The organism is Streptomyces sp. NPDC086519, assembly GCF_040686075.1.
GTDB lineage: Bacteria > Actinomycetota > Actinomycetes > Streptomycetales > Streptomycetaceae > Streptomyces > Streptomyces shenzhenensis.
Genome location: NZ_JBFBJL010000007.1, coordinates 140028 through 157655, shown reverse-complemented (window position 1 = coordinate 157655; position 17628 = coordinate 140028). Strand labels below are relative to the sequence as shown.

Genomic DNA, 17628 nt, shown 5'->3' with positions numbered 1-17628 from the left:
CGCCCCCATGACCAAGTGGGAATACGCAACCGTGCCGCTGCTCGTCCATGCCACGAAGCAGATTCTGGACACCTGGGGCGAGGACGGCTGGGAGCTCGTCCAGGTGGTGCCCGGGCCCAACCCGGAGCAGCTCGTGGCCTACCTGAAGCGGGAGAAGCCCTGATGAGCGCCGTCGAGGCCAAGCTGGCCGAACTCGGTCTCGCGCTGCCGGCGGTCGTGCCGCCGCTCGCCGCCTACCAGCCGGCCGTGCGGTCCGGTGTGTACGTGTACACCTCCGGCCAGCTGCCGATGGTGGACGGCAAGCTCCCGGTCACCGGCAAGGTCGGCGCCGAGGTCACCGCGCAGGAGGCCAAGGAACTGGCCCGTGTCTGCGCGCTGAACGCCCTGGCCGCCGTGAAGTCCGTCGCCGGTGACCTGGACCGGATCGCGCGCGTGGTGAAGGTCGTGGGCTTCGTCGCCTCCGCGGCCGACTTCACCGGACAGCCGGGCGTGATCAACGGCGCCAGCGAACTGCTCGGCGAGGTCCTCGGCGACAAGGGCGTGCACGCGCGCAGCGCGGTGGGCGTCGCGGTGCTGCCTTTGGACGCGCCGGTCGAGGTCGAGGTCCAGGTCGAGCTGGAGCCGTAGCCGTAGCCGTAGCCGGCGGAAGCCCCCTCGAACATTCGCTCCCTACGGGATAGCCTCCGGTAATGGCCGATGGACAGTGGTATCCCCCCGAGTGGCCGGACCGCATCCGCGCACACGCGGAGGGCACCCTGGTGCCGGTGACCCCGAAGCGCGCGGCCACCGTGCTGCTCCTGAAGGACACCCCGGACGGTCCCGTCGTCCACATGCTGCGCAGACGCGCCTCCATGGCCTTCGCCGGAGGCGCGTACGCGTATCCCGGCGGCGGTGTCGATCCTCGCGACGACGACCACCAGGTCCGCTGGGCGGGCCCCACGCGCGCGTGGTGGGCCGACCGGCTCGGCGTCGACGAGGCGGGCGCCCAGGCGATCGTCTGCGCGGCCGTGCGGGAGACGTACGAGGAGGCGGGCGTCCTGCTCGCCGGACCGGCCCCGGACGCCGTGGTCGGCGACACCACCGGGGACGACTGGGAGGCCGACCGCGCCGCCCTGGTCGCCCGTGAGCTGTCCTTCGCCGAGTTCCTGGACCGGCGGGGTCTGGTCCTGCGCTCGGACCTGCTGGGGGCCTGGACGCGCTGGATCACCCCGGAGTTCGAGAGCCGCCGCTACGACACCTGGTTCTTCGTCGCCGCCCTGCCCGCGGGCCAGCGCACCCGCAACGCCTCCACGGAGGCCGACCGCACGGTGTGGATCCGCCCGGCCGAGGCCGCCGTCGGCTACGACAAGGGCGAGCTGCTGATGATGCCGCCCACCATCGCCACCCTGCGGCAGCTGCTGCCGTACGCCACGGCGGCGGAGACGCTCGCGGCGGCGCCCGCCCGGGACATGACCCCGGTGCTGGCCCGCGCCCGCCTGGCGGACGGCGCGATCGTCCTGAGCTGGCCGGGCCACGACGAGTTCACCAAGCGCATACCGACCGATCTGACGAGCGGTGGAGCCTGACCATGACGGACGCAGCAGCCCTGCCCGGCCAGCCGCGCGGCGGAGTCCTCCCGGGGCCCGCCACCGAGCGGGCCGTCAACGTGCTGGCGCCCAACGCGTCCGCGATGACCCTGGACGGCACCAACACCTGGATCGTCGCCGAGCCCGGCTCCGACCTGGCCGTGGTGATCGACCCGGGCCCGCTGGACGACGGCCACCTCAGGAACGTCATCGACACCGCGGAGAAGGCCGGCAAACGCGTCGCGCTGACTCTTCTGACCCACGGCCACCCGGACCACGCCGAGGGCGCCGTGCGCTTCGCGGAACTGACCGGCACGCGCGTGCGTGCCCTCGATCCGGCGCTGCGGCTCGGCGAGGAGGGACTGGCCGCCGGTGACGTGATCACGACCGGCGGACTGGAGCTACGGGTCGTACCCACTCCGGGCCACACCGCCGACTCCCTGTGCTTTCACCTGCCGGCCGACCGCGCGGTCCTGACCGGCGACACCATCCTGGGGCGCGGTACGACGGTCGTGGCGCATCCGGACGGCCGTCTGGGCGACTATCTGGACTCGCTCCGGCGGCTGCGCTCCCTGACGGTCGACGACGGCGTGCACACCGTGCTGCCGGGCCACGGACCGGTCCTGGAAGACGCCCAGGGAGCCGTCGAGTTCTACCTCGCCCACCGCGCCCACCGGCTCGCCCAGATCGAGACGGCCGTCGAGAACGGCCACCGCAGCCCCGCCGAGGTCGTCGCGTACGTGTACGCCGACGTGGACCGCTCCCTGTGGCCGGCGGCGGAACTGTCGGTACGGGCCCAGCTGGACTACCTGACCGAGCACGGACTGATCCAGACCGAACTCCAGTCCGAGTTCTAGGCCCGGTTCCGGTCCCGGTCCTAGTCCTGGTTCTAGTCCTGGTCCCGGTTCCGGACGAGGCCGCAGGCCGACAAACGCGCGGGGTCCGGGGGCAGCGCCCCCGGAGACGGCGACTACCGCGAACGCTTGGCCAGCCGCTCGACGTCCAGCAGGATCACGGCCCGCGCCTCCAGGCGCAGCCAGCCGCGCTGGGCGAAGTCCGCCAGCGCCTTGTTCACGGTCTCGCGGGACGCGCCGACCAACTGGGCCAGCTCCTCCTGCGTGAGGTCGTGGACGACGTGGATGCCCTCCTCGGACTGCACGCCGAAGCGGCGGGAGAGGTCCAGCAGGGCGCGCGCGACCCGGCCCGGCACGTCGGAGAAGACCAGGTCGGACATGGCGTCGTTGGTCTTGCGCAGCCTGCGGGCGACGGCGCGCAGCAGCGCGGTGGCCACCTCGGGCCGGGCGTTCAGCCAGGGCTGGAGGTCGCCGTGGCCGAGGCCCAGCAGCTTGACCTCGGTCAGCGCGGTGGCGGTCGCCGTGCGCGGGCCGGGGTCGAACAGCGACAGCTCGCCGATCAGCTCGCCGGGGCCGACGACGGCCAGCATGTTCTCCCGGCCGTCGGGGGAGGTGCGGTGGAGCTTGACCTTGCCCTCGGTGACGACGTAGAGCCGGTCGCCCGGGTCGCCCTCGTGGAACAGGGAGTCGCCACGCGCGAGGGTCACCTCACTCATGGAGGCACGCAGCTCCGCGGACTGCTCGTCATCGAGCGCCGCGAAGAGCGGGTTGCGCCGCAGAACGTCGTCCACGAGTTCTCTCCTTGTCGACCTGCTCAGGGGATCTTGCTCCCCCTTGGTACCAGGGGACCGTGTTCCCCATTTTGCCGGACGGTCCAAACAGTGTGATCTGTCACAAGGATGCCGCACAGGTGTGCCTGGGTAAGCGGCAGGGGTCCAATCGGGGGCTGATCTTCCGGGTCCGGGGCGGATGTCGGTGCCGGGCTTTAGGCTGGCCGGGTGTCCAAATCGCCGGTGAAGCACAGGCCAAGGGGGCTGGGCGGGTGGTTGTACGAGGTGATTCCGCTGTGGGCGAACATGGGTCCGACGCCGCTTCCAGGGAACCGAAAAAGGCGACAAAAGCGGCGAAAGTCGTGAAGAAGGCTGCGGTGAAGAAAGCCGCCGCGCAGAAGACGGCGGTGAAGAAGACGGCGGTGAAGAAGACGGCGGCGCAGAAACCGGCGGTGAAGAAGACGGCGGTGAAGAAGACGGCGGCGCAGAAACCGGCGGTGAAGAAGGCTGCGGTGGAGAAGACAGCAGCCAAGAAGACGGCGGCCAAGAAGGCCGCCGTCGAGAAGGCCGCCGTTGAGAAGCCGCAGCCGGCCGGGAAGCCGGAGTCGCCGGCCGCGCTCGTCCGCCGGGCCCGCCGGATCAACCGCGAGCTCGCCGAGGTGTATCCGTACGCCCACCCCGAGCTGGACTTCGAGAACCCCTTCCAGCTCCTGGTGGCCACGGTGCTCTCCGCCCAGACCACCGACCTCAGGGTCAACCAGACCACCCCGACGCTGTTCGCGAAGTACCCCACCCCCGAGGACCTGGCCGCCGCCAACCCGGAGGAGGTCGAGGAGATCCTGCGGCCGTGCGGGTTCTTCCGGGCCAAGACCAAGTCCGTGATAGGGCTCTCCAAGGGGCTGGTCGAGCAGTTCGGGGGAGAGGTCCCAGGGCGGCTCGAAGACCTCGTCAAGCTGCCCGGCGTCGGCCGCAAGACCGCGTTCGTCGTGCTCGGCAACGCCTTCGGGCGCCCCGGCATCACCGTGGACACGCACTTCCAGCGTCTGGTCCGCCGCTGGCGGTGGACCGCGGAGACCGAACCCGACAAGATCGAGGCCGCCGTCGGCGCACTGTTCCCCAAGAGCGACTGGACCGACCTCTCGCACCACGTGATCTGGCACGGCCGCCGGATGTGCCACGCCCGCAAACCCGCCTGCGGCGCCTGCCCGATCGCCCCGCTCTGCCCGGCCTACGGCGAGGGCGAGACCGACCCGGAGAAGGCGAGGAAGCTGCTCAAGTACGAGAAGGGCGGCTTCCCCGGCCAGCGGCTCAAGCCGCCGCAGGCGTATCTGGACGCGGGCGGCCGGCCGGCGCCGCCGCTGGGCGCCGTATCAGGGACCTGACCCAGGGGCCCTCTCAGGGACGGAGAACGGAACGATCAAGGAGACTTCGGGCGTTGGAACGGGCAGGACGGGGGAGCAGGGTCGGACGGGGGATGTCGTGACGCAGAGCAGCAAGGCACAAGCGGGCGGTCCACGCGAGGGCGTGGTGCTCAGCAAGGAGGGTCTGCCCGAGTGGCTGGACCCGGTGGCGCGGGCCGCCGAGACGGTCCAGCCGCTCCAGCTGAGCCGCTTCCTGCCGCCGGAGAACGGCGCGGGGCGGCAGTCGGCCGTGCTGATCCTGTTCGGCGAGGGGGAGCAGGGGCCCGAGCTGCTGCTGATGGAGCGGGCCGGTTCGCTGCGCTCGCACGCCGGGCAGCCCTCCTTCCCCGGCGGCGCCCTGGATCCCGAGGACGGCGACCCGAAGGCCGACGGGCCGCTGCGGGCCGCTCTCCGGGAGGCCGAGGAGGAGACCGGGCTGGATCCCGCCGGCGTCCAGCTGTTCGGTGCGCTGCCCAGGCTGTACATCCCGGTGAGCGAGTTCGTGGTCACCCCGGTGCTGGGCTGGTGGCGCGTGCCCAGCCCGGTGGGCGTGGTCGATCCGAACGAGACGGCGCGGGTCTTCACCGTTCCCGTGGCGGATCTCACGAATCCGGCCAACCGGGCCACCACCGTGCACCCCAGCGGCCACCAGGGCCCGGCATTCCTGGTCGAATCGACCCTGGTATGGGGGTTCACGGCCGGGGTGATCGACCGTCTGCTGCACTACGCGGGATGGGAGCGCTCCTGGGACCGAGAGAAGCTGGTCCCGCTCGACTGGCGGTCATGACAGGGTGTCGTTCGTGAATGTGCTGGACATCCTGTTGCTGGTCGCCGCCGTGTGGTTCGCGATCGTCGGCTACCGCCAGGGGTTCGTCGTCGGCATCCTGTCGGTGATCGGCTTCCTGGGCGGCGGACTCGTCGCCGTCTACACCCTGCCCGTGATCTGGGACGCGGTGACCGACAACGCCGAGGTGGGTACCACCGCCGCGGTCGTCGCCGTGGTCGTCGTCATCGTCTGCGCCTCCATCGGCCAGGCCCTGACCACCCACCTGGGCAACAAGCTGCGCCGGTACATCACCTGGTCCCCGGCCCGTGCCCTGGACGCCACCGGCGGCGCGCTGGTCAACGTGGTGGCAATGCTGCTGGTCGCCTGGCTGATCGGCTCCGCCCTCGCCGGCACCACCCTGCCGACGCTCGGCAAGGAGGTGCGCAACTCCAAGGTGCTGCTCGGGGTGTCCAGAGCGCTGCCCAACCAGGCCGACACCTGGTTCGCGGACTTCTCCACGGTCCTCGCGCAGAACGGCTTCCCGCAGGTCTTCAGCCCGTTCGCCAACGAGCCGATCACCGACGTCTCGCCGCCCGACCCGGCCCTCGCGAACAGCTCGGTGGCCACCACCGCCAAGCAGTCCATCGTCAAGGTGACGGGCACCGCGCAGAGCTGCGGAAAGATCCTGGAGGGCACCGGCTTCGTCTTCGCCGACCGCCGCGTGATGACCAACGCCCACGTCGTCGGCGGCGTCGACGAACCCACCGTCCAGGTCGGCGGCGAGGGCCGCAAGTACAACGCCAAGGTCGTCCTCTACGACTGGCAGCGCGACATCGCCGTACTGGACGTGCCGGACCTGCGGACCAGGTCGCTCAAGTTCTCGGCCGACGCCGCGCAGACCACCGACAGCGCGATCGTCGCCGGGTTCCCGGAGAACGGGTCGTACGACGTCCGGCCCGCCCGGGTGCGCGGCCGTATCACCGCCAACGGTCCGGACATCTACCACCGCGGCACCGTGCGTCGTGGCGTCTACTCGCTGTACGCGACCGTCCGCCAGGGCAACTCCGGCGGCCCGCTGCTCACGCCCGAGGGCAGGGTGTACGGGGTCGTCTTCGCGAAGTCACTGGACGACGCCGACACCGGGTACGCCCTCACGGCCGACGAGATCCGGGTGGACATCGCCCGGGGCCGCACCGCGAGCCAGCAGGTGGGCACCGACAGCTGCGCCCTCTAGCGCCGCGTGCCCCGCACGAGTCGTGAGGCCGGCGGAGTCGTCACGTCAGCCGGCGTGCGAACTGCGCCGGTGCCGCACGGTGTTGCTTCTCGAAAGAGCGGCGACGGCACCATGCGTCCGACCGTCAGGACCACCGGCTCTGCGCACCCATGCGGCCACGGCACTGGAGGCCCGTGGGGCTGGGGAGCTCAGCCGCGGGTGTGGCGCAGACGCACCGAGACCCAGCGGGCCCGGCGGCGCAGGATGCGCGGAATCCCCACCCTGAGGTCCGTGCCCGGCAGCTGCGGGGCACCCCCTCGATAGGGGTTCGGACCGCCTGTCGTACGGCGGTTGCGGGGTGCGTCACTGTAGTCGTGCGTCCAGCCCATACCCCGACGTCTGCCCCTGCCCCAAGGTCGATAACCTCCCGCACGCCCCTCAATCGGCCTATGCGCCGGGCATGTGGCCGTTCGTAGAACAGGTGTCCAGATCCGGATACCGGGCGCATCGGCGCGGTCACCGATCGGGTTCGGGGTCTTTCAGCCAGTTGACCAGTTCGGCGGAGAAGCCCACCGGGTCCTCCTCGTGCGGGAAGTGCCCCAGCCCGTCGAACAGCCGCCAGCGGTACGGGGCTTCGACGTACTCGCCGGAGCCGGCCGCGCTGCGGGTGCGGGTGACCGGGTCCAGGGAGCCGTGCAGATGGAGGGTCGGGACGCGCACCGGGCGCTTCATCCGGCGGTTGAACTGGATGCCGTCCGGCCGCGCGAGCGAGCGCACCAGCCAGCGGTACGGCTCGATCGAGCAGTGCGCGGTGGACGGGATGCACATGGCCTGCTGGTAGGTCTCCACCGCCTCGTCGTCGGGCAGCCGCGGCCCGGACCAGTCCCGGATCAGCCGGCCGACCAGTGCGCCGTCGTCGGCGGTGAGCTGCCGCTCGGGGATCCAGGGCCGCTGGAAGCCCCAGATGTAGGAGGCGGCGGCGGTCTGCCGGTGGTCCCGGAGCATCGCCGAGCGCCAGCGCCGCGGGTGTGGCATGGACACCACCGCGAGCCGTCGTACCAGCTTCGGGCGCATCGCCGCCGCCGTCCACGCCAGGTAGCCGCCCAGGTCGTGGCCGACCAGCGCGGCGTCCGGCTCGCCCAGGGAACGGATCACACCGGTGATGTCGAGCGCGAGGTTCGCCGGGTCGTAGCCGCGCGGGGTGCGGTCGCTGCCGCCGACGCCGCGCAGGTCCATGGCCACGGCCCTGAAGCCCGCGTCGGCGAGCGCGACCAGTTGGTGCCGCCAGGTCCACCAGAACTGGGGGAACCCGTGCACCAGCATGACCAGCGGTCCGTCGCCGAGCTCGGCGATGTGGAAGCGGGCGCCGTTCGCGGCGATGTCCCGGTGCGTCCAGGGGCCCTCCGGCCGTACGACCGAGGGAGCGGGATCCGTCATGAGGTCGAGCGTGCCACAGCCTCGATGGCCGGCACCTCGTCCCGTGGAAGTTCCGGGCGCGGATGCGGCTTGGCGTTCTGCAGCACGTTCGCCGTCTCCTTCATCGACGCGGCCACCTTCTGCGGGCCCTGCCCCTTCTTGGCCTTCTTCGCGAACACCACGCCGACCAGTACGAGGGCGACGGCCACCAGGACGTTCGCCGCGAAGGAGAGCAGGAAGCAGACCGCGAGATTCCACTGGCTCCAGGTCCGAATGCCGTACGCCAGCGCGAAGTTGAGCATCGGCAGGGAGAACAGCAGCAGCACCCCGGCCGCCGAGAACGCACCGCCGCTCGTCGCGCCCCGCTTGACGTCCTGCTTCAGCTGGGCCTTGGCCAGCGCGATCTCGTCGTGCACCAGCGCCGACATCTCGGCCGTGGCCGAGGCGAACAGCTGGCCGATGCTGCGTTCGGCACCGACCGGGCTGCCGTCGGGTGCGCTCATCGCGGTCTCCCTCTGCGTCTTCGTCGTCGTCTTCTCGCACCGGCCTCTTGTACCGGTCTTTTTTGTACCGTCTCGTCAGATCATGCCGGACGGCCGCCCTGCTCGCCTGCCCCGCCCGGCACTTCGGCAAGCGCGTCACGCCCCAGGCCCCCTACGAGGCGGCCTTCTCCGCGGCGATCCTGCGGTGTTCGGCGGCCTTGCGCTCGTAGATCTCCGCCATCCGCAGGTGGTAGGCCGGGTCGTCCTCCTCGTAGACGTCCGGGATGCCGTCGAGATCGTCGTCCCGCTCCTCGGCCTCGACCAGCCTGCGGTAGCGGGTGTTGCGTATCTTCAGCAACACCGTGGCGCACAGGGCCGCGATGAGCGAGCCGGTGAGCACGGCGGCCTTGACCTCGTCCGTGAGCACCGCGTCGCCTTCGAAGGCGAGTTCGCCGATGAGCAGCGACACGGTGAAACCGATGCCGGCCAGCGAGGCCACCGCGAAGACGTCGGCCCATTCGATGTCCTCGCTGAGCGAGGCCCGGGTGAAGCGGGCGGTCAGCCAGGTCCCGCCGAATATCCCGGCCGCCTTGCCGACGACCAGGCCGAGGACTACTCCGAGCGTCTCCGGTCTGGTGAAGACGTCGCCGAGCGCCCCTGCGGACACCGTCACCCCGGCGCTGAAGAGCGCGAACAGGGGCACCGCCAGCCCCGCCGACAAGGGCCGCACCAGATGCTCGACGCGCTCACCGGGGGAGTGTTCCTCACCCTTACGGGTGGTGCAGCGCAGCATCAGGCCCATCGCGACACCGGCGATGGTCGCGTGCACGCCGCTGTTGTACATCAGCGCCCAGATCACGACCGCGAGCGGTACGTACACGTACCAGCCGCGCACGCCCCCGCGCAGCAGCAGCCAGAAGACGGCGAGGCCGAGGACCGCGCCGCCGAGCGCGGCGAAGTGGATCCGCTCGGTGAAGAAGATCGCGATGATCAGGATGGCGAACAGGTCGTCGACGACCGCGAGGGTGAGCAGGAAGGCGCGCAGCGCGCTCGGCAGCGAGGTGCCGATCACCGCCAGCACGGCCAGCGCGAAGGCGATGTCGGTGGCCGTGGGCACCGCCCAGCCGTTCGTGGAGCCGCCGCCGGTGAGGTTGGTGAGGGTGTAGACGAGCGCCGGTACGGCCATTCCGCACAGCGCGGCGACCACCGGGAGGACGGCCGCCTTCGGGTCGCGCAGGTCGCCGGCCACCAGCTCGCGTTTGAGCTCGATGCCGGCGACGAAGAAGAAGACCGCGAGCAGGCCGTCGGCGGCCCAGTGGGCGACGGAGAGGTTCAGGCCGAGGGCCCCGGGGCCGAAGTGGAACTCCGCGACGCTCTGGTAGCTGTGGTGGAGCGCGGGGATGTTCGCCCAGACCAGCGAGGCTGTCGCGGCGACGAGCAGCAGCACACCGCCGACGGTCTCGGTCCGCAGCGCGTCCGCCACGATGGTCCGCTCGGGCAGTGAGAGCCGGCCGAGGACCTTCCGGACGGGGGTGGTGCGGGGCGCGGACACGGGGACCTCCGGTCGGTGGGCAGGACAGGGCTACTTGCCGACCAGACTTCCCGGCACACCTTTGGATCACGCTACTTTGCTTAGTTTACCTAAGATGTGGGGCGAGTTACCAGATGAGTCTCACGGTAGGGGCAAAAAGGGCGCCCGGCACGTTTCGTGCCGGGCGCCCCTTCGGACGCGGGAAGGGCTCAGTCCTCGCTGGGCGCCGCCGGGAGCTTCGCCTGGATGAGATCCATGACCGTCGAGTCGGTGAGCGTGGTCACGTCGCCGAGCTGCCGGTTCTCGGCGACATCGCGCAGCAGCCGGCGCATGATCTTGCCGGAGCGGGTCTTCGGCAGCTCAGCCACCGGCAGGATCCGCTTGGGCTTGGCGATCGGGCCGAGGGTGGCGCCGACGTGGTTGCGGAGCTCGTTGACCAGAGCCGCGTCCTCGGCGTTCGCCGTGCCGCGCAGGATCACGAAGGCGACGATCGCCTGCCCGGTCGTCTCGTCCGCCGCGCCGACGACGGCCGCCTCGGCGACCGACGGGTGGGACACCAGCGCCGACTCCACCTCGGTCGTGGAGATGTTGTGCCCGGAGACCAGCATGACGTCGTCCACCCGGCCGAGCAGCCAGATGTCGCCGTCGTCGTCCTTCTTCGCGCCGTCACCGGCGAAGTACTTGCCCTCGAACCGCGACCAGTACGTGTCCAGGAACCGCTGGTCATCGCCCCAGATCGTGCGCAGCATCGACGGCCACGGCTCGGTCAGCACCAGGTAGCCGCCACCGCCGTTCGGCACCTCGGCCGCCTCGTCGTCGACGACCGTCGCCGAGATGCCGGGCAGCGGGGTCTGCGCGGAACCGGGCTTGGTCGCGGTGACGCCGGGCAGCGGCGAGATCATCATCGCGCCGGTCTCGGTCTGCCACCAGGTGTCCACGATCGGCGTCCGGTCGGCACCGATGTGCTTGCGGTACCAGATCCACGCCTCGGGGTTGATCGGCTCCCCGACCGAACCGAGCACCCGCAGGCTGCTCAGGTCGAACTTCGCGGGGATGTCGTCGCCCCACTTCATGAACGTGCGGATCGCCGTCGGCGCCGTGTACAGGATCGTCACCCCGTACTTCTGCACGATCTCCCAGAACCGGCCCTGGTGCGGGGTGTCCGGGGTGCCCTCGTACATCACCTGGGTCGCGCCGTTGGCCAGCGGCCCGTACACGATGTACGAGTGGCCGGTCACCCAGCCGACGTCGGCCGTGCACCAGTACACGTCCGTCTCCGGCTTGAGGTCGAAGACCGCCCAGTGCGTGTACGACGTCTGGGTGAGGTAGCCGCCCGAGGTGTGCAGGATGCCCTTCGGCTTCCCGGTCGTACCGGACGTGTAGAGGATGAAGAGCGGGTGCTCGGCGTCGAAGGCCTCCGGTGTGTGCTCGGCCGACTGCCGCTCGACGATCTCGTGCCACCACACGTCCCGCGTGTCGTCCCAGGCCACTTCCTGCCCGGTGCGCCGCACCACCAGCACGTGCTCGACGTTGCCCGCCTTGCCGACCGCCTCGTCCACGGCCGGCTTGAGCGCGGACGGCTTGCCGCGCCGGTAGCCGCCGTCGGAGGTGATGACGACCCTGGCGTCCGCGTCCTGGATGCGGGTGGCCAGCGCGTCCGCCGAGAAGCCGCCGAAGACCACGGAGTGCGCGGCGCCGATCCGGGCACAGGCGAGCATCGCGATCGCCGTCTCCGGGATCATCGGCATGTAGACCGCGACCCGGTCGCCCTTCTGAACTCCGAGTTCCAGCAGGGCGTTGGCCGCCTTGGAGACCTCGTCCTTCAGCTCGGCGTAGGTGATCGCGCGGCCGTCGCCGGGCTCGCCCTCGAAGTGGATGGCGACGCGGTCGCCGTGTCCGGCCTCCACATGCCGGTCCACGCAGTTGTACGCGACGTTGAGCTCGCCGTCCTTGAACCACTTCGCGAACGGCGGGTTCGACCAGTCCAGCGTCTCGGTCGGCTCCTTGGCCCAGGTCAGCCGGCGGGCCTGCTCGGCCCAGAAGCCGAGCCTGTCAGCCTTGGCCTGTTCGTACGCCTCGGCCGTGACATTGGCGTTCTCGGCCAGGTCAGCGGGCGGCGCGAAGCGTCGCTCCTCCCTCAAGAGGTTGGCCAGGCTTTCGTTGCTCACGACATCTCCCTTTCGAAGGGTGTCCGTTGTGTCCCAGGCCACACCTCATCAGACCTGGGGCCCCGGTGACAAGGGCCGCCGAATAATTGGTTTAGACCTATCGGGTGGGGTGGGCCGAGTCCGGGAGCGGGGTGCGGCGGAGCGCCGCGGTCGGTCGGGCGTGCCGAGCCTGCCAGTTTCGGGGTGCGCCGTGACACACCGGTGCCCGTGCCTGCGCCTGTGCCGGTCCCCGTGCCCGTGCCTGCGCCTGTGCCGGTCCCCGTGCCCGTGCCTGCGCCTGTGCCGGTCCCCGTGCCCGTGCAGCGCCTGCGCCTGTGCCGGTGCTGGTGCCTGTGCCGTGCGGCGCCGACGGCCCCGAGCGCCGTCGGCTCACGCCGGGCTGGGCAGCTCCTCCGTGCCGGGCACCCCCTGGAACACCCCTTCCTCCGCGTCCGCACCGCCCCGGCTCAGCAGGTACGCCTGCGCCTCGCCCACGTGGAAGTACATCCCGTGCAGCTCCAGCTCGCCCACCGCCAGCGCCCGCGCCACCGAGTCGTGCGCCCGCAGATGCTCCAGCTGCTGGATCACGTTCGTCAGGCACAGCCGCTCCACCGTGTCCGCCGGCGCCCGTCCGGCCAGCCGGGCTCCGGGGCGGTCCTCGTCGGCCAGCCGGGCCAGGCTCGGCAGCCCGTGCCGCAGCCACCGCCCGAGCGGGGTCGCCGCGCCCCCGCTTCCCGAGCCGAGCAGCGCCTGCATCGCCCCGCACCCGGAGTGCCCGCACACCGTGATGGACCGCACCCTCAGCACGTCCACCGCGTACTCGATCGCGGCCGCCACCGAGTCGTCCCCGTTCTCCTCACCCGGAAGGGGGACCAGGTTGCCCACGTTGCGGACCACGAACAGGTCACCCGGGCCACTGGAAGTGATCATCGAGGTGACGAGCCGGGAGTCGGCGCAGGTGAGGAAGAGCTGTGACGGCCGCTGCCCCTCGCGCGCCAGCCGGGCCAGCTCCGCCCGCACCAGGGGCGCGGTGTCACGCTGGAACGCGCTGATCCCGCGAGCGAGCTCATGACCCGCCCCGGCCGACCTCCCGAGCCGGCGACCGTGACCTGCGCGGGGCCCGGGTCCGGGACCCGTGCGCGGTCCGGGACCGTGACCTGTGTGCGGCTCGGTGCGGTGCCCGTGCTCCGGTCCGTGGCCGTGCTCCGGTCCGTGGCCGTACTCCGGTGCGCGGACGCCCACGCGGCAGCCGGTCAGTTCGGCGGAGCCGCCCCGCGCGGTGTGGGCCTTGCGCCAGTCCCGCAGTGACTCGTACGCCGCGTGGTCCATGAACGAACCTTCCAGCTCCACCACGGCGTGGGCGCCCTGGGGTACGAGATGCAGGACTCTGCTGAGCCGGGGCACCGCGAGGAATGTCAGCTGCCCTCCTACGTGTACGTGATGGACTCCTCCCTTCTCCTCGTGGGTGATGCGGGTGCGGGCGAGGCGGTGCAGGGCAAGGGCGACGGCCACGGCGACCCCGAGGACCACGCCCTCCAGGACGCCGAGGAGAACCACCCCGAGTGTGGTGACGGCGTACACCAGCACTTCGCGGTGGCGGGTCACCGTGCGGATGTGGTGCAGGGACACCATCTGGATGCCGACGGCCATCACCAGGGCGGCGAGCGAGGCGAGCGGGATGAGATCCAGGACCGGGACCATCAACAGCGCGGCGACCACTACGAGAACGCCGTGCAGGATCGTGGAGTTCCGGCTCACGGCACCGGATCGCACATTCGCCGAACTGCGCACCGCCACCCCCGCGACCGGCAGGCCGCCGAGCGCCCCCGACACGATGTTGGCCGCGCCCTGTCCGAGCAGTTCCCGGTCCAGGTCGGAGCGGCCGAGGCGGGACTGGGGCCCGGTGCGGCCGGCCACCAGCTTGTCCACGGCGACCGCGCCCAGCAGCGACTGCACGCTGCACACCAGCGTGGTGGTGAGCACGGCGGCGACGAGGCCGAGCGCCGGCCCCTCGGGCAGCCCCGCCAGTGCGTGACTGCTCCAGGACGGCAGGTCGACCAGGGGCAGGGCGAGCCCGGTGAGCGAGGCCGTCGCGGTGGCACCGGCGACGGCGGCCAGGGCGGCCGGGACCGTACGCAGCGGGCGGCCGGCTCTGCCCGGGATCCGGGGCCAGCCGAACAGCAGGGCGAGGGTCAGCGCGCTCATCGCCACGGAGGCCGGGTGCAGGTTCGCCAACTGGGCGGGCAGGGCCCGGACATTGGCGAGGACCGAGCTCTGCGGGGTGCCGCCGAGGACGATGTGCAGCTGGGCGACGGCGATGGTGACGCCGATGCCGGCGAGCATGCCGTGCACCACGGCCGGGCTGACGGCGAGCGCGGTGCGGGCCACGCGCAGGCAACCCAGGCCCAGCTGGGCCAGCCCGGCGAGGACGGTGATGCCGCAGGTGGCCCGCCAGCCATACCGGTGGATCAGGTCCGCGGTGACCACGGTGAGTCCGGCGGCGGGACCGCTGACCTGGAGCGGGCAGCCGCCGAGCCGCCCGGCGACCAGTCCGCCGACGGCTGCCGCGACCAGGCCGGCCTGGAGCGGGGCGCCGGTGGCGAGGGCGATGCCGAGGGACAGCGGCAGGGCGATCAGGAACACTGCGACGGACGCGGACAGGTCGGCCCCCGCGACGGGGAAGCGGCCCCGCGGGGGCGTGGCCGGATGCTGTGCCCGGTCGGCTCCGGCGCCGGTCTTGGCAGTTGTGGATCGGGCGAGGCCGGGGCTCTCTTGGTGCGTGGGGACGCAGGCTGATGACATGTTTCCCGTCTCCTCCGGGGCAGCGCGGTCGCGGATCTGGGGTCTCCTCGCCCGGGGGGCGAGGGCTCGGTCGCGGCTGTGGGGCACGGCGTGCAGTGGCGGGATGAATCAACGCTCGGTAAATGAATCGTAATGCAGAGTAAAGGTCAAGCATGGATTTATTGCGCAAATGGGGCACATCTTCACCTCCATGGGTGAAGTGAGCAGTTCATCGGCTTGTCGTATTAATCCCTCTCTCGGTCCCATGCGACCTTGGCGGCGCTGTCGGCAGACACCCGGCACATCGCCATAAAACGCCGTCACCGGCGTTCGCCGAGAGAAGGAAGAAGGTGGGCGGAATTGGCCGCCACCCAGAGGATTGCGGTCGGTGCCGTAGCCGCCGCGGCCTGTGCCGCGTCGGTCGCCGGTTGCGCGACCGGTACCAACTCCGAGCAAGGGACGTCCGGTCCGCAGAAGGGAGCGCCGGCGCCCCAGAGCGTGGTCCGTCTGATCGGCGACGGATCCACCGCGTACACCGGCGCGCAGCCGCATCTGCCCCGGCCCGAGCGGCTCAAGGCCGGTGAGAAGCCCCCGCAGTTCGTGGTGTTCTCCTGGGACGGCGCGGGCGAGGACAGCCAGAAGCTGTTCTCGCACTTCCGCAAGGTCGCCAAGGAGAACCACGCGACCATGACGTACTTCCTCAGCGGCGTCTACATGCTGCCCGAGGAGAAGCGCGACCTCTACCGGCCTCCGCAGCACTCGCCCGGCAGCTCCGAGATCGGCTTCAACGACGAACAGGGCATCGCCGACACCGTCAAGCAGCTACGGCTGGCCTGGCTGGAGGGCAACGAGATCGGCACCCACTTCAACGGGCACTTCTGCGGCCCCGACGGCGGGGTCGGCGAGTGGTCGGTTGCCGAGTGGAAGAGCGAGATCGCCCAGGCCGAGCGGTTCGTGAAGACCTGGAAGACCAACACCGGCATGAAGGACGCCGCACCGCTGCCCTTCGACTACGACAAGGAGCTCGTCGGCGCCCGCACCCCCTGCCTGGAGGGGCAGAAGAACTTCGTGAAGGCGGCGAGCCAGCTGGGCTTCCGCTACGACACCAGTGGCGTCAACGACCAGGTGTGGCCCAAGAAGAGGGAAGGGCTGTGGGATCTGTCGATGCAGCTCGTGCCCTTCCCCGGCCACTCCTACGAGCAGTTGACCATGGACTACAACTTCATGGTCAACCAGTCCGGCACGTCGACCCAGGGTGACCCCGACAAGTACGAGTACTGGGGCGACCAGATGCGCGACGGGCTGCTCCAGGGCTTCAACCGCGCCTACAACGGCAACCGCGCACCGCTCGTCATCGGCAACCACTTCGAGTCCTGGAACGGCGGCACCTACATGCGCGCCATCGACGACGTCGTCGCGAACGTCTGCAACAAGCCCGACGTGCGCTGTGTCTCCTTCCGCCAGCTGGCCGACTGGCTGGACGCCCAGGACCCGCAGGTCCTGGCGAGGCTGCGGAGCCTGAACGTGGGTGAGGCCCCGCGGCAGGGCTGGGAGTCCTTCCTGTCCGGGCGCCCCGCACCGGCACCGAAGGGGGTGCCCGGGGCGCCGGCGGTCAGGCAGTAGACGCGGGGCCGGGGGCGGCCGCCCGTCATACGGGGGCGGCGACTCCCTCGCCGAGCACGAACCCGGGGTCGATCTGCGCGGCCAGGTCGGCCCCGGTGCGCTCGTTGCCCCACGACAGGGCGTTCTTCAGGTGGAAGTGGACCATCTGCCGGGTGTACCGCTCCCAGTCCCGCAGCTCGTACGTCGCGTCGGTGGCGGCCTTGAGGGCATGCAGGGCACGGGAGTTGGGGTTCTCCAGAAGGTCGAACCGGGGTGGGCGGCCCTTCTCCATGGCGCGCACCCAGTCCGAGTGCCCGACCGTGACCAGCAGGTCGTCCCCGACCTCCGAGTGCAGGAAGTCGATGTCCTCCTGCCCCTGCACCTTGTTGCCCACGACCTTGAGGGCGACGCCGAAGTCCCGGGCGTACTCCTTGTACTGGCGGTAGACGGAGACCCCCTTCCGGGTCGGCTCGGCGACGAGGAACGTGATGTCGAAGCGGGTGAACATGCCGGAGGCGAACGAGTCCGAACCCGCCGTCATGTCGACCACGACGTACTCGTCGGGGCCGTCGACGAGGTGGTTCAGGAACAGCTCCACCGCTCCCGTCTTGGAGTGGTAGCAGGAGACCCCCAGGTCGGCTTCCGTGAAGGGCCCGGTGACCATCAAACGGACGGCGCCGCCGTCGAGTTCCACCGGCCGCGCACAGGCGTCGTACACCGGGTTGGGCTCCCGCACCCGGACCAGCCGCGAGCCCTCGCCGGGCGGGGTGGTCTTGATCATCGTCGCGGCGGAGGCGATGCGCGGGTTGTGGCCGCGCAGGTAGTCCTTGATCAGGGAGAGTTGCTCGCCCATCGCGGGCAGCGCCTCCGCCTCCGTCTCGTCGAGGCCGAGCGCGGGGCCCAGGTGCTGGTTGATGTCGGCGTCGACGGCGACGACCGGTGCGCCGGCGGCCGCGAGATGGCGGATGAACAGGGAGGAGAGCGTGGTCTTGCCGCTGCCGCCCTTTCCGACGAAAGCAATTTTCATGTTCACGAAGAGTAGTCGAATGATAGCTGTGTGTGTCATGTGGAGTGAAGAAGACCACTCCTTCGTGGAGTCCC

Annotated in this window: 15 protein-coding genes and 1 pseudogene; 8 read left to right on the top strand and 8 right to left on the bottom strand. The window is 70.9% G+C overall.

The window, feature by feature from the left end; translation table 11 throughout:
* Positions 1-7 precede the first annotated feature (7 nt).
* From AB0P24_RS09760 to AB0P24_RS09745, 4 genes are all read left to right on the top strand, one after another.
* Complete coding sequence (locus AB0P24_RS09760) at positions 8-163, top strand: DUF4177 domain-containing protein (RefSeq protein ID WP_181806301.1); 156 nt, start codon at positions 8-10, stop codon at positions 161-163.
* Positions 163-627 (top strand): RidA family protein, encoded by a 465-nt coding sequence (locus AB0P24_RS09755; protein ID WP_365791985.1) that lies wholly within the window; start codon positions 163-165, stop codon positions 625-627. The genes AB0P24_RS09760 and AB0P24_RS09755 overlap by 1 nt, the downstream gene beginning before the upstream one ends.
* A gap of 62 nt (positions 628-689) precedes the next feature.
* Positions 690-1565 (top strand): NUDIX hydrolase, encoded by an 876-nt coding sequence (locus AB0P24_RS09750; RefSeq protein WP_365791983.1) that lies wholly within the window; start codon positions 690-692, stop codon positions 1563-1565.
* 2 nt (positions 1566-1567) lie between these two features.
* The gene (locus tag AB0P24_RS09745; RefSeq protein ID WP_365791981.1) at positions 1568-2422 is read left to right on the top strand and encodes an MBL fold metallo-hydrolase; all 855 of its coding nucleotides are present in this window, start codon (positions 1568-1570) and stop codon (positions 2420-2422) included.
* A gap of 113 nt (positions 2423-2535) precedes the next feature.
* Here AB0P24_RS09745 and AB0P24_RS09740 read toward each other — a convergent pair whose 3' ends face one another.
* Positions 2536-3210, bottom strand: a complete 675-nt coding sequence (locus AB0P24_RS09740; protein ID WP_018547939.1) for a Crp/Fnr family transcriptional regulator — start codon at positions 3208-3210, stop codon at positions 2536-2538.
* A gap of 341 nt (positions 3211-3551) precedes the next feature.
* Between AB0P24_RS09740 and nth the strand changes: the two genes are divergently transcribed.
* The 3 genes from nth (at position 3552) to AB0P24_RS09725 (ending at position 6589) form a co-directional block, all read left to right on the top strand.
* Positions 3552-4571 carry an endonuclease III gene (gene nth, locus AB0P24_RS09735; RefSeq protein WP_365791979.1) on the top strand — a complete coding sequence of 340 codons (1020 nt, stop codon included), beginning with the start codon at positions 3552-3554 and terminating at the stop codon, positions 4569-4571.
* A gap of 97 nt (positions 4572-4668) precedes the next feature.
* Positions 4669-5376: a CoA pyrophosphatase gene (locus tag AB0P24_RS09730; RefSeq protein WP_365791977.1), complete on the top strand. Its 708-nt coding sequence runs from the start codon at positions 4669-4671 to the stop codon at positions 5374-5376.
* Between the two features lie 13 nt (positions 5377-5389).
* Positions 5390-6589, top strand: coding sequence for a MarP family serine protease (locus tag AB0P24_RS09725; protein WP_365791975.1), 1200 nt, complete (start codon positions 5390-5392; stop codon positions 6587-6589).
* A 188-nt stretch (positions 6590-6777) separates the two neighbouring features.
* Here the strand turns inward: AB0P24_RS09725 and AB0P24_RS09720 are convergent, their stop codons facing one another.
* The 6 genes and pseudogenes from AB0P24_RS09720 to AB0P24_RS09695 form a co-directional block, all read right to left on the bottom strand.
* A complete protein-coding gene (locus AB0P24_RS09720) occupies positions 6778-6957 on the bottom strand; it encodes a hypothetical protein (protein WP_365791973.1) in 180 nt (59 codons plus the stop codon).
* Between the two features lie 127 nt (positions 6958-7084).
* The gene (locus AB0P24_RS09715; RefSeq protein ID WP_365791971.1) at positions 7085-8005 is read right to left on the bottom strand and encodes an alpha/beta hydrolase; all 921 of its coding nucleotides are present in this window, start codon (positions 8003-8005) and stop codon (positions 7085-7087) included.
* Complete coding sequence (locus AB0P24_RS09710) at positions 8002-8487, bottom strand: phage holin family protein (protein ID WP_365791969.1); 486 nt, start codon at positions 8485-8487, stop codon at positions 8002-8004. Before AB0P24_RS09710 ends, AB0P24_RS09715 begins: the two co-directional genes overlap by 4 nt.
* Before the next feature lie 80 nt (positions 8488-8567).
* Positions 8568-10018: pseudogene (nhaA, locus tag AB0P24_RS09705) on the bottom strand (Na+/H+ antiporter NhaA).
* Positions 10019-10206: 188 nt separating this feature from the next.
* Positions 10207-12165 (bottom strand): acetate--CoA ligase, encoded by a 1959-nt coding sequence (gene acs / locus AB0P24_RS09700; RefSeq protein WP_365791967.1) that lies wholly within the window; start codon positions 12163-12165, stop codon positions 10207-10209.
* Positions 12166-12534: 369 nt separating this feature from the next.
* A complete protein-coding gene (locus AB0P24_RS09695; RefSeq protein ID WP_365791965.1) occupies positions 12535-14946 on the bottom strand; it encodes a SulP family inorganic anion transporter in 2412 nt (803 codons plus the stop codon).
* Positions 14947-15285: 339 nt separating this feature from the next.
* On the opposite strand from AB0P24_RS09695, the gene AB0P24_RS09690 reads away from it, so the two are divergent.
* The gene (locus AB0P24_RS09690; RefSeq protein WP_365791963.1) at positions 15286-16548 is read left to right on the top strand and encodes a hypothetical protein; all 1263 of its coding nucleotides are present in this window, start codon (positions 15286-15288) and stop codon (positions 16546-16548) included.
* A gap of 25 nt (positions 16549-16573) precedes the next feature.
* Here AB0P24_RS09690 and AB0P24_RS09685 read toward each other — a convergent pair whose 3' ends face one another.
* On the bottom strand, positions 16574-17560 hold the full coding sequence (locus tag AB0P24_RS09685; protein ID WP_365791961.1) for an ATP-binding protein: 987 nt from the start codon (positions 17558-17560) through the stop codon (positions 16574-16576).
* Positions 17561-17628 lie beyond the last annotated feature (68 nt).

What these genes read in the sequence shown, in the direction of transcription:
- AB0P24_RS09695 (WP_365791965.1), bottom strand. Translation starts at nt 14,946, where the DNA reads ATGTCATCAGCCTGCGTCCCCACGCACCAAGAGAGCCCCGGCCTCGCC.
- AB0P24_RS09755 (WP_365791985.1), top strand. Translation starts at nt 163, where the DNA reads ATGAGCGCCGTCGAGGCCAAGCTGGCCGAACTCGGTCTCGCGCTGCCG.
- AB0P24_RS09750 (WP_365791983.1), top strand. Translation starts at nt 690, where the DNA reads ATGGCCGATGGACAGTGGTATCCCCCCGAGTGGCCGGACCGCATCCGC.
- AB0P24_RS09715 (WP_365791971.1), bottom strand. Translation starts at nt 8,005, where the DNA reads ATGACGGATCCCGCTCCCTCGGTCGTACGGCCGGAGGGCCCCTGGACG.
- AB0P24_RS09720 (WP_365791973.1), bottom strand. Translation starts at nt 6,957, where the DNA reads ATGGGCTGGACGCACGACTACAGTGACGCACCCCGCAACCGCCGTACG.
- AB0P24_RS09710 (WP_365791969.1), bottom strand. Translation starts at nt 8,487, where the DNA reads ATGAGCGCACCCGACGGCAGCCCGGTCGGTGCCGAACGCAGCATCGGC.
- AB0P24_RS09760 (WP_181806301.1), top strand. Translation starts at nt 8, where the DNA reads ATGACCAAGTGGGAATACGCAACCGTGCCGCTGCTCGTCCATGCCACG.
- AB0P24_RS09745 (WP_365791981.1), top strand. Translation starts at nt 1,568, where the DNA reads ATGACGGACGCAGCAGCCCTGCCCGGCCAGCCGCGCGGCGGAGTCCTC.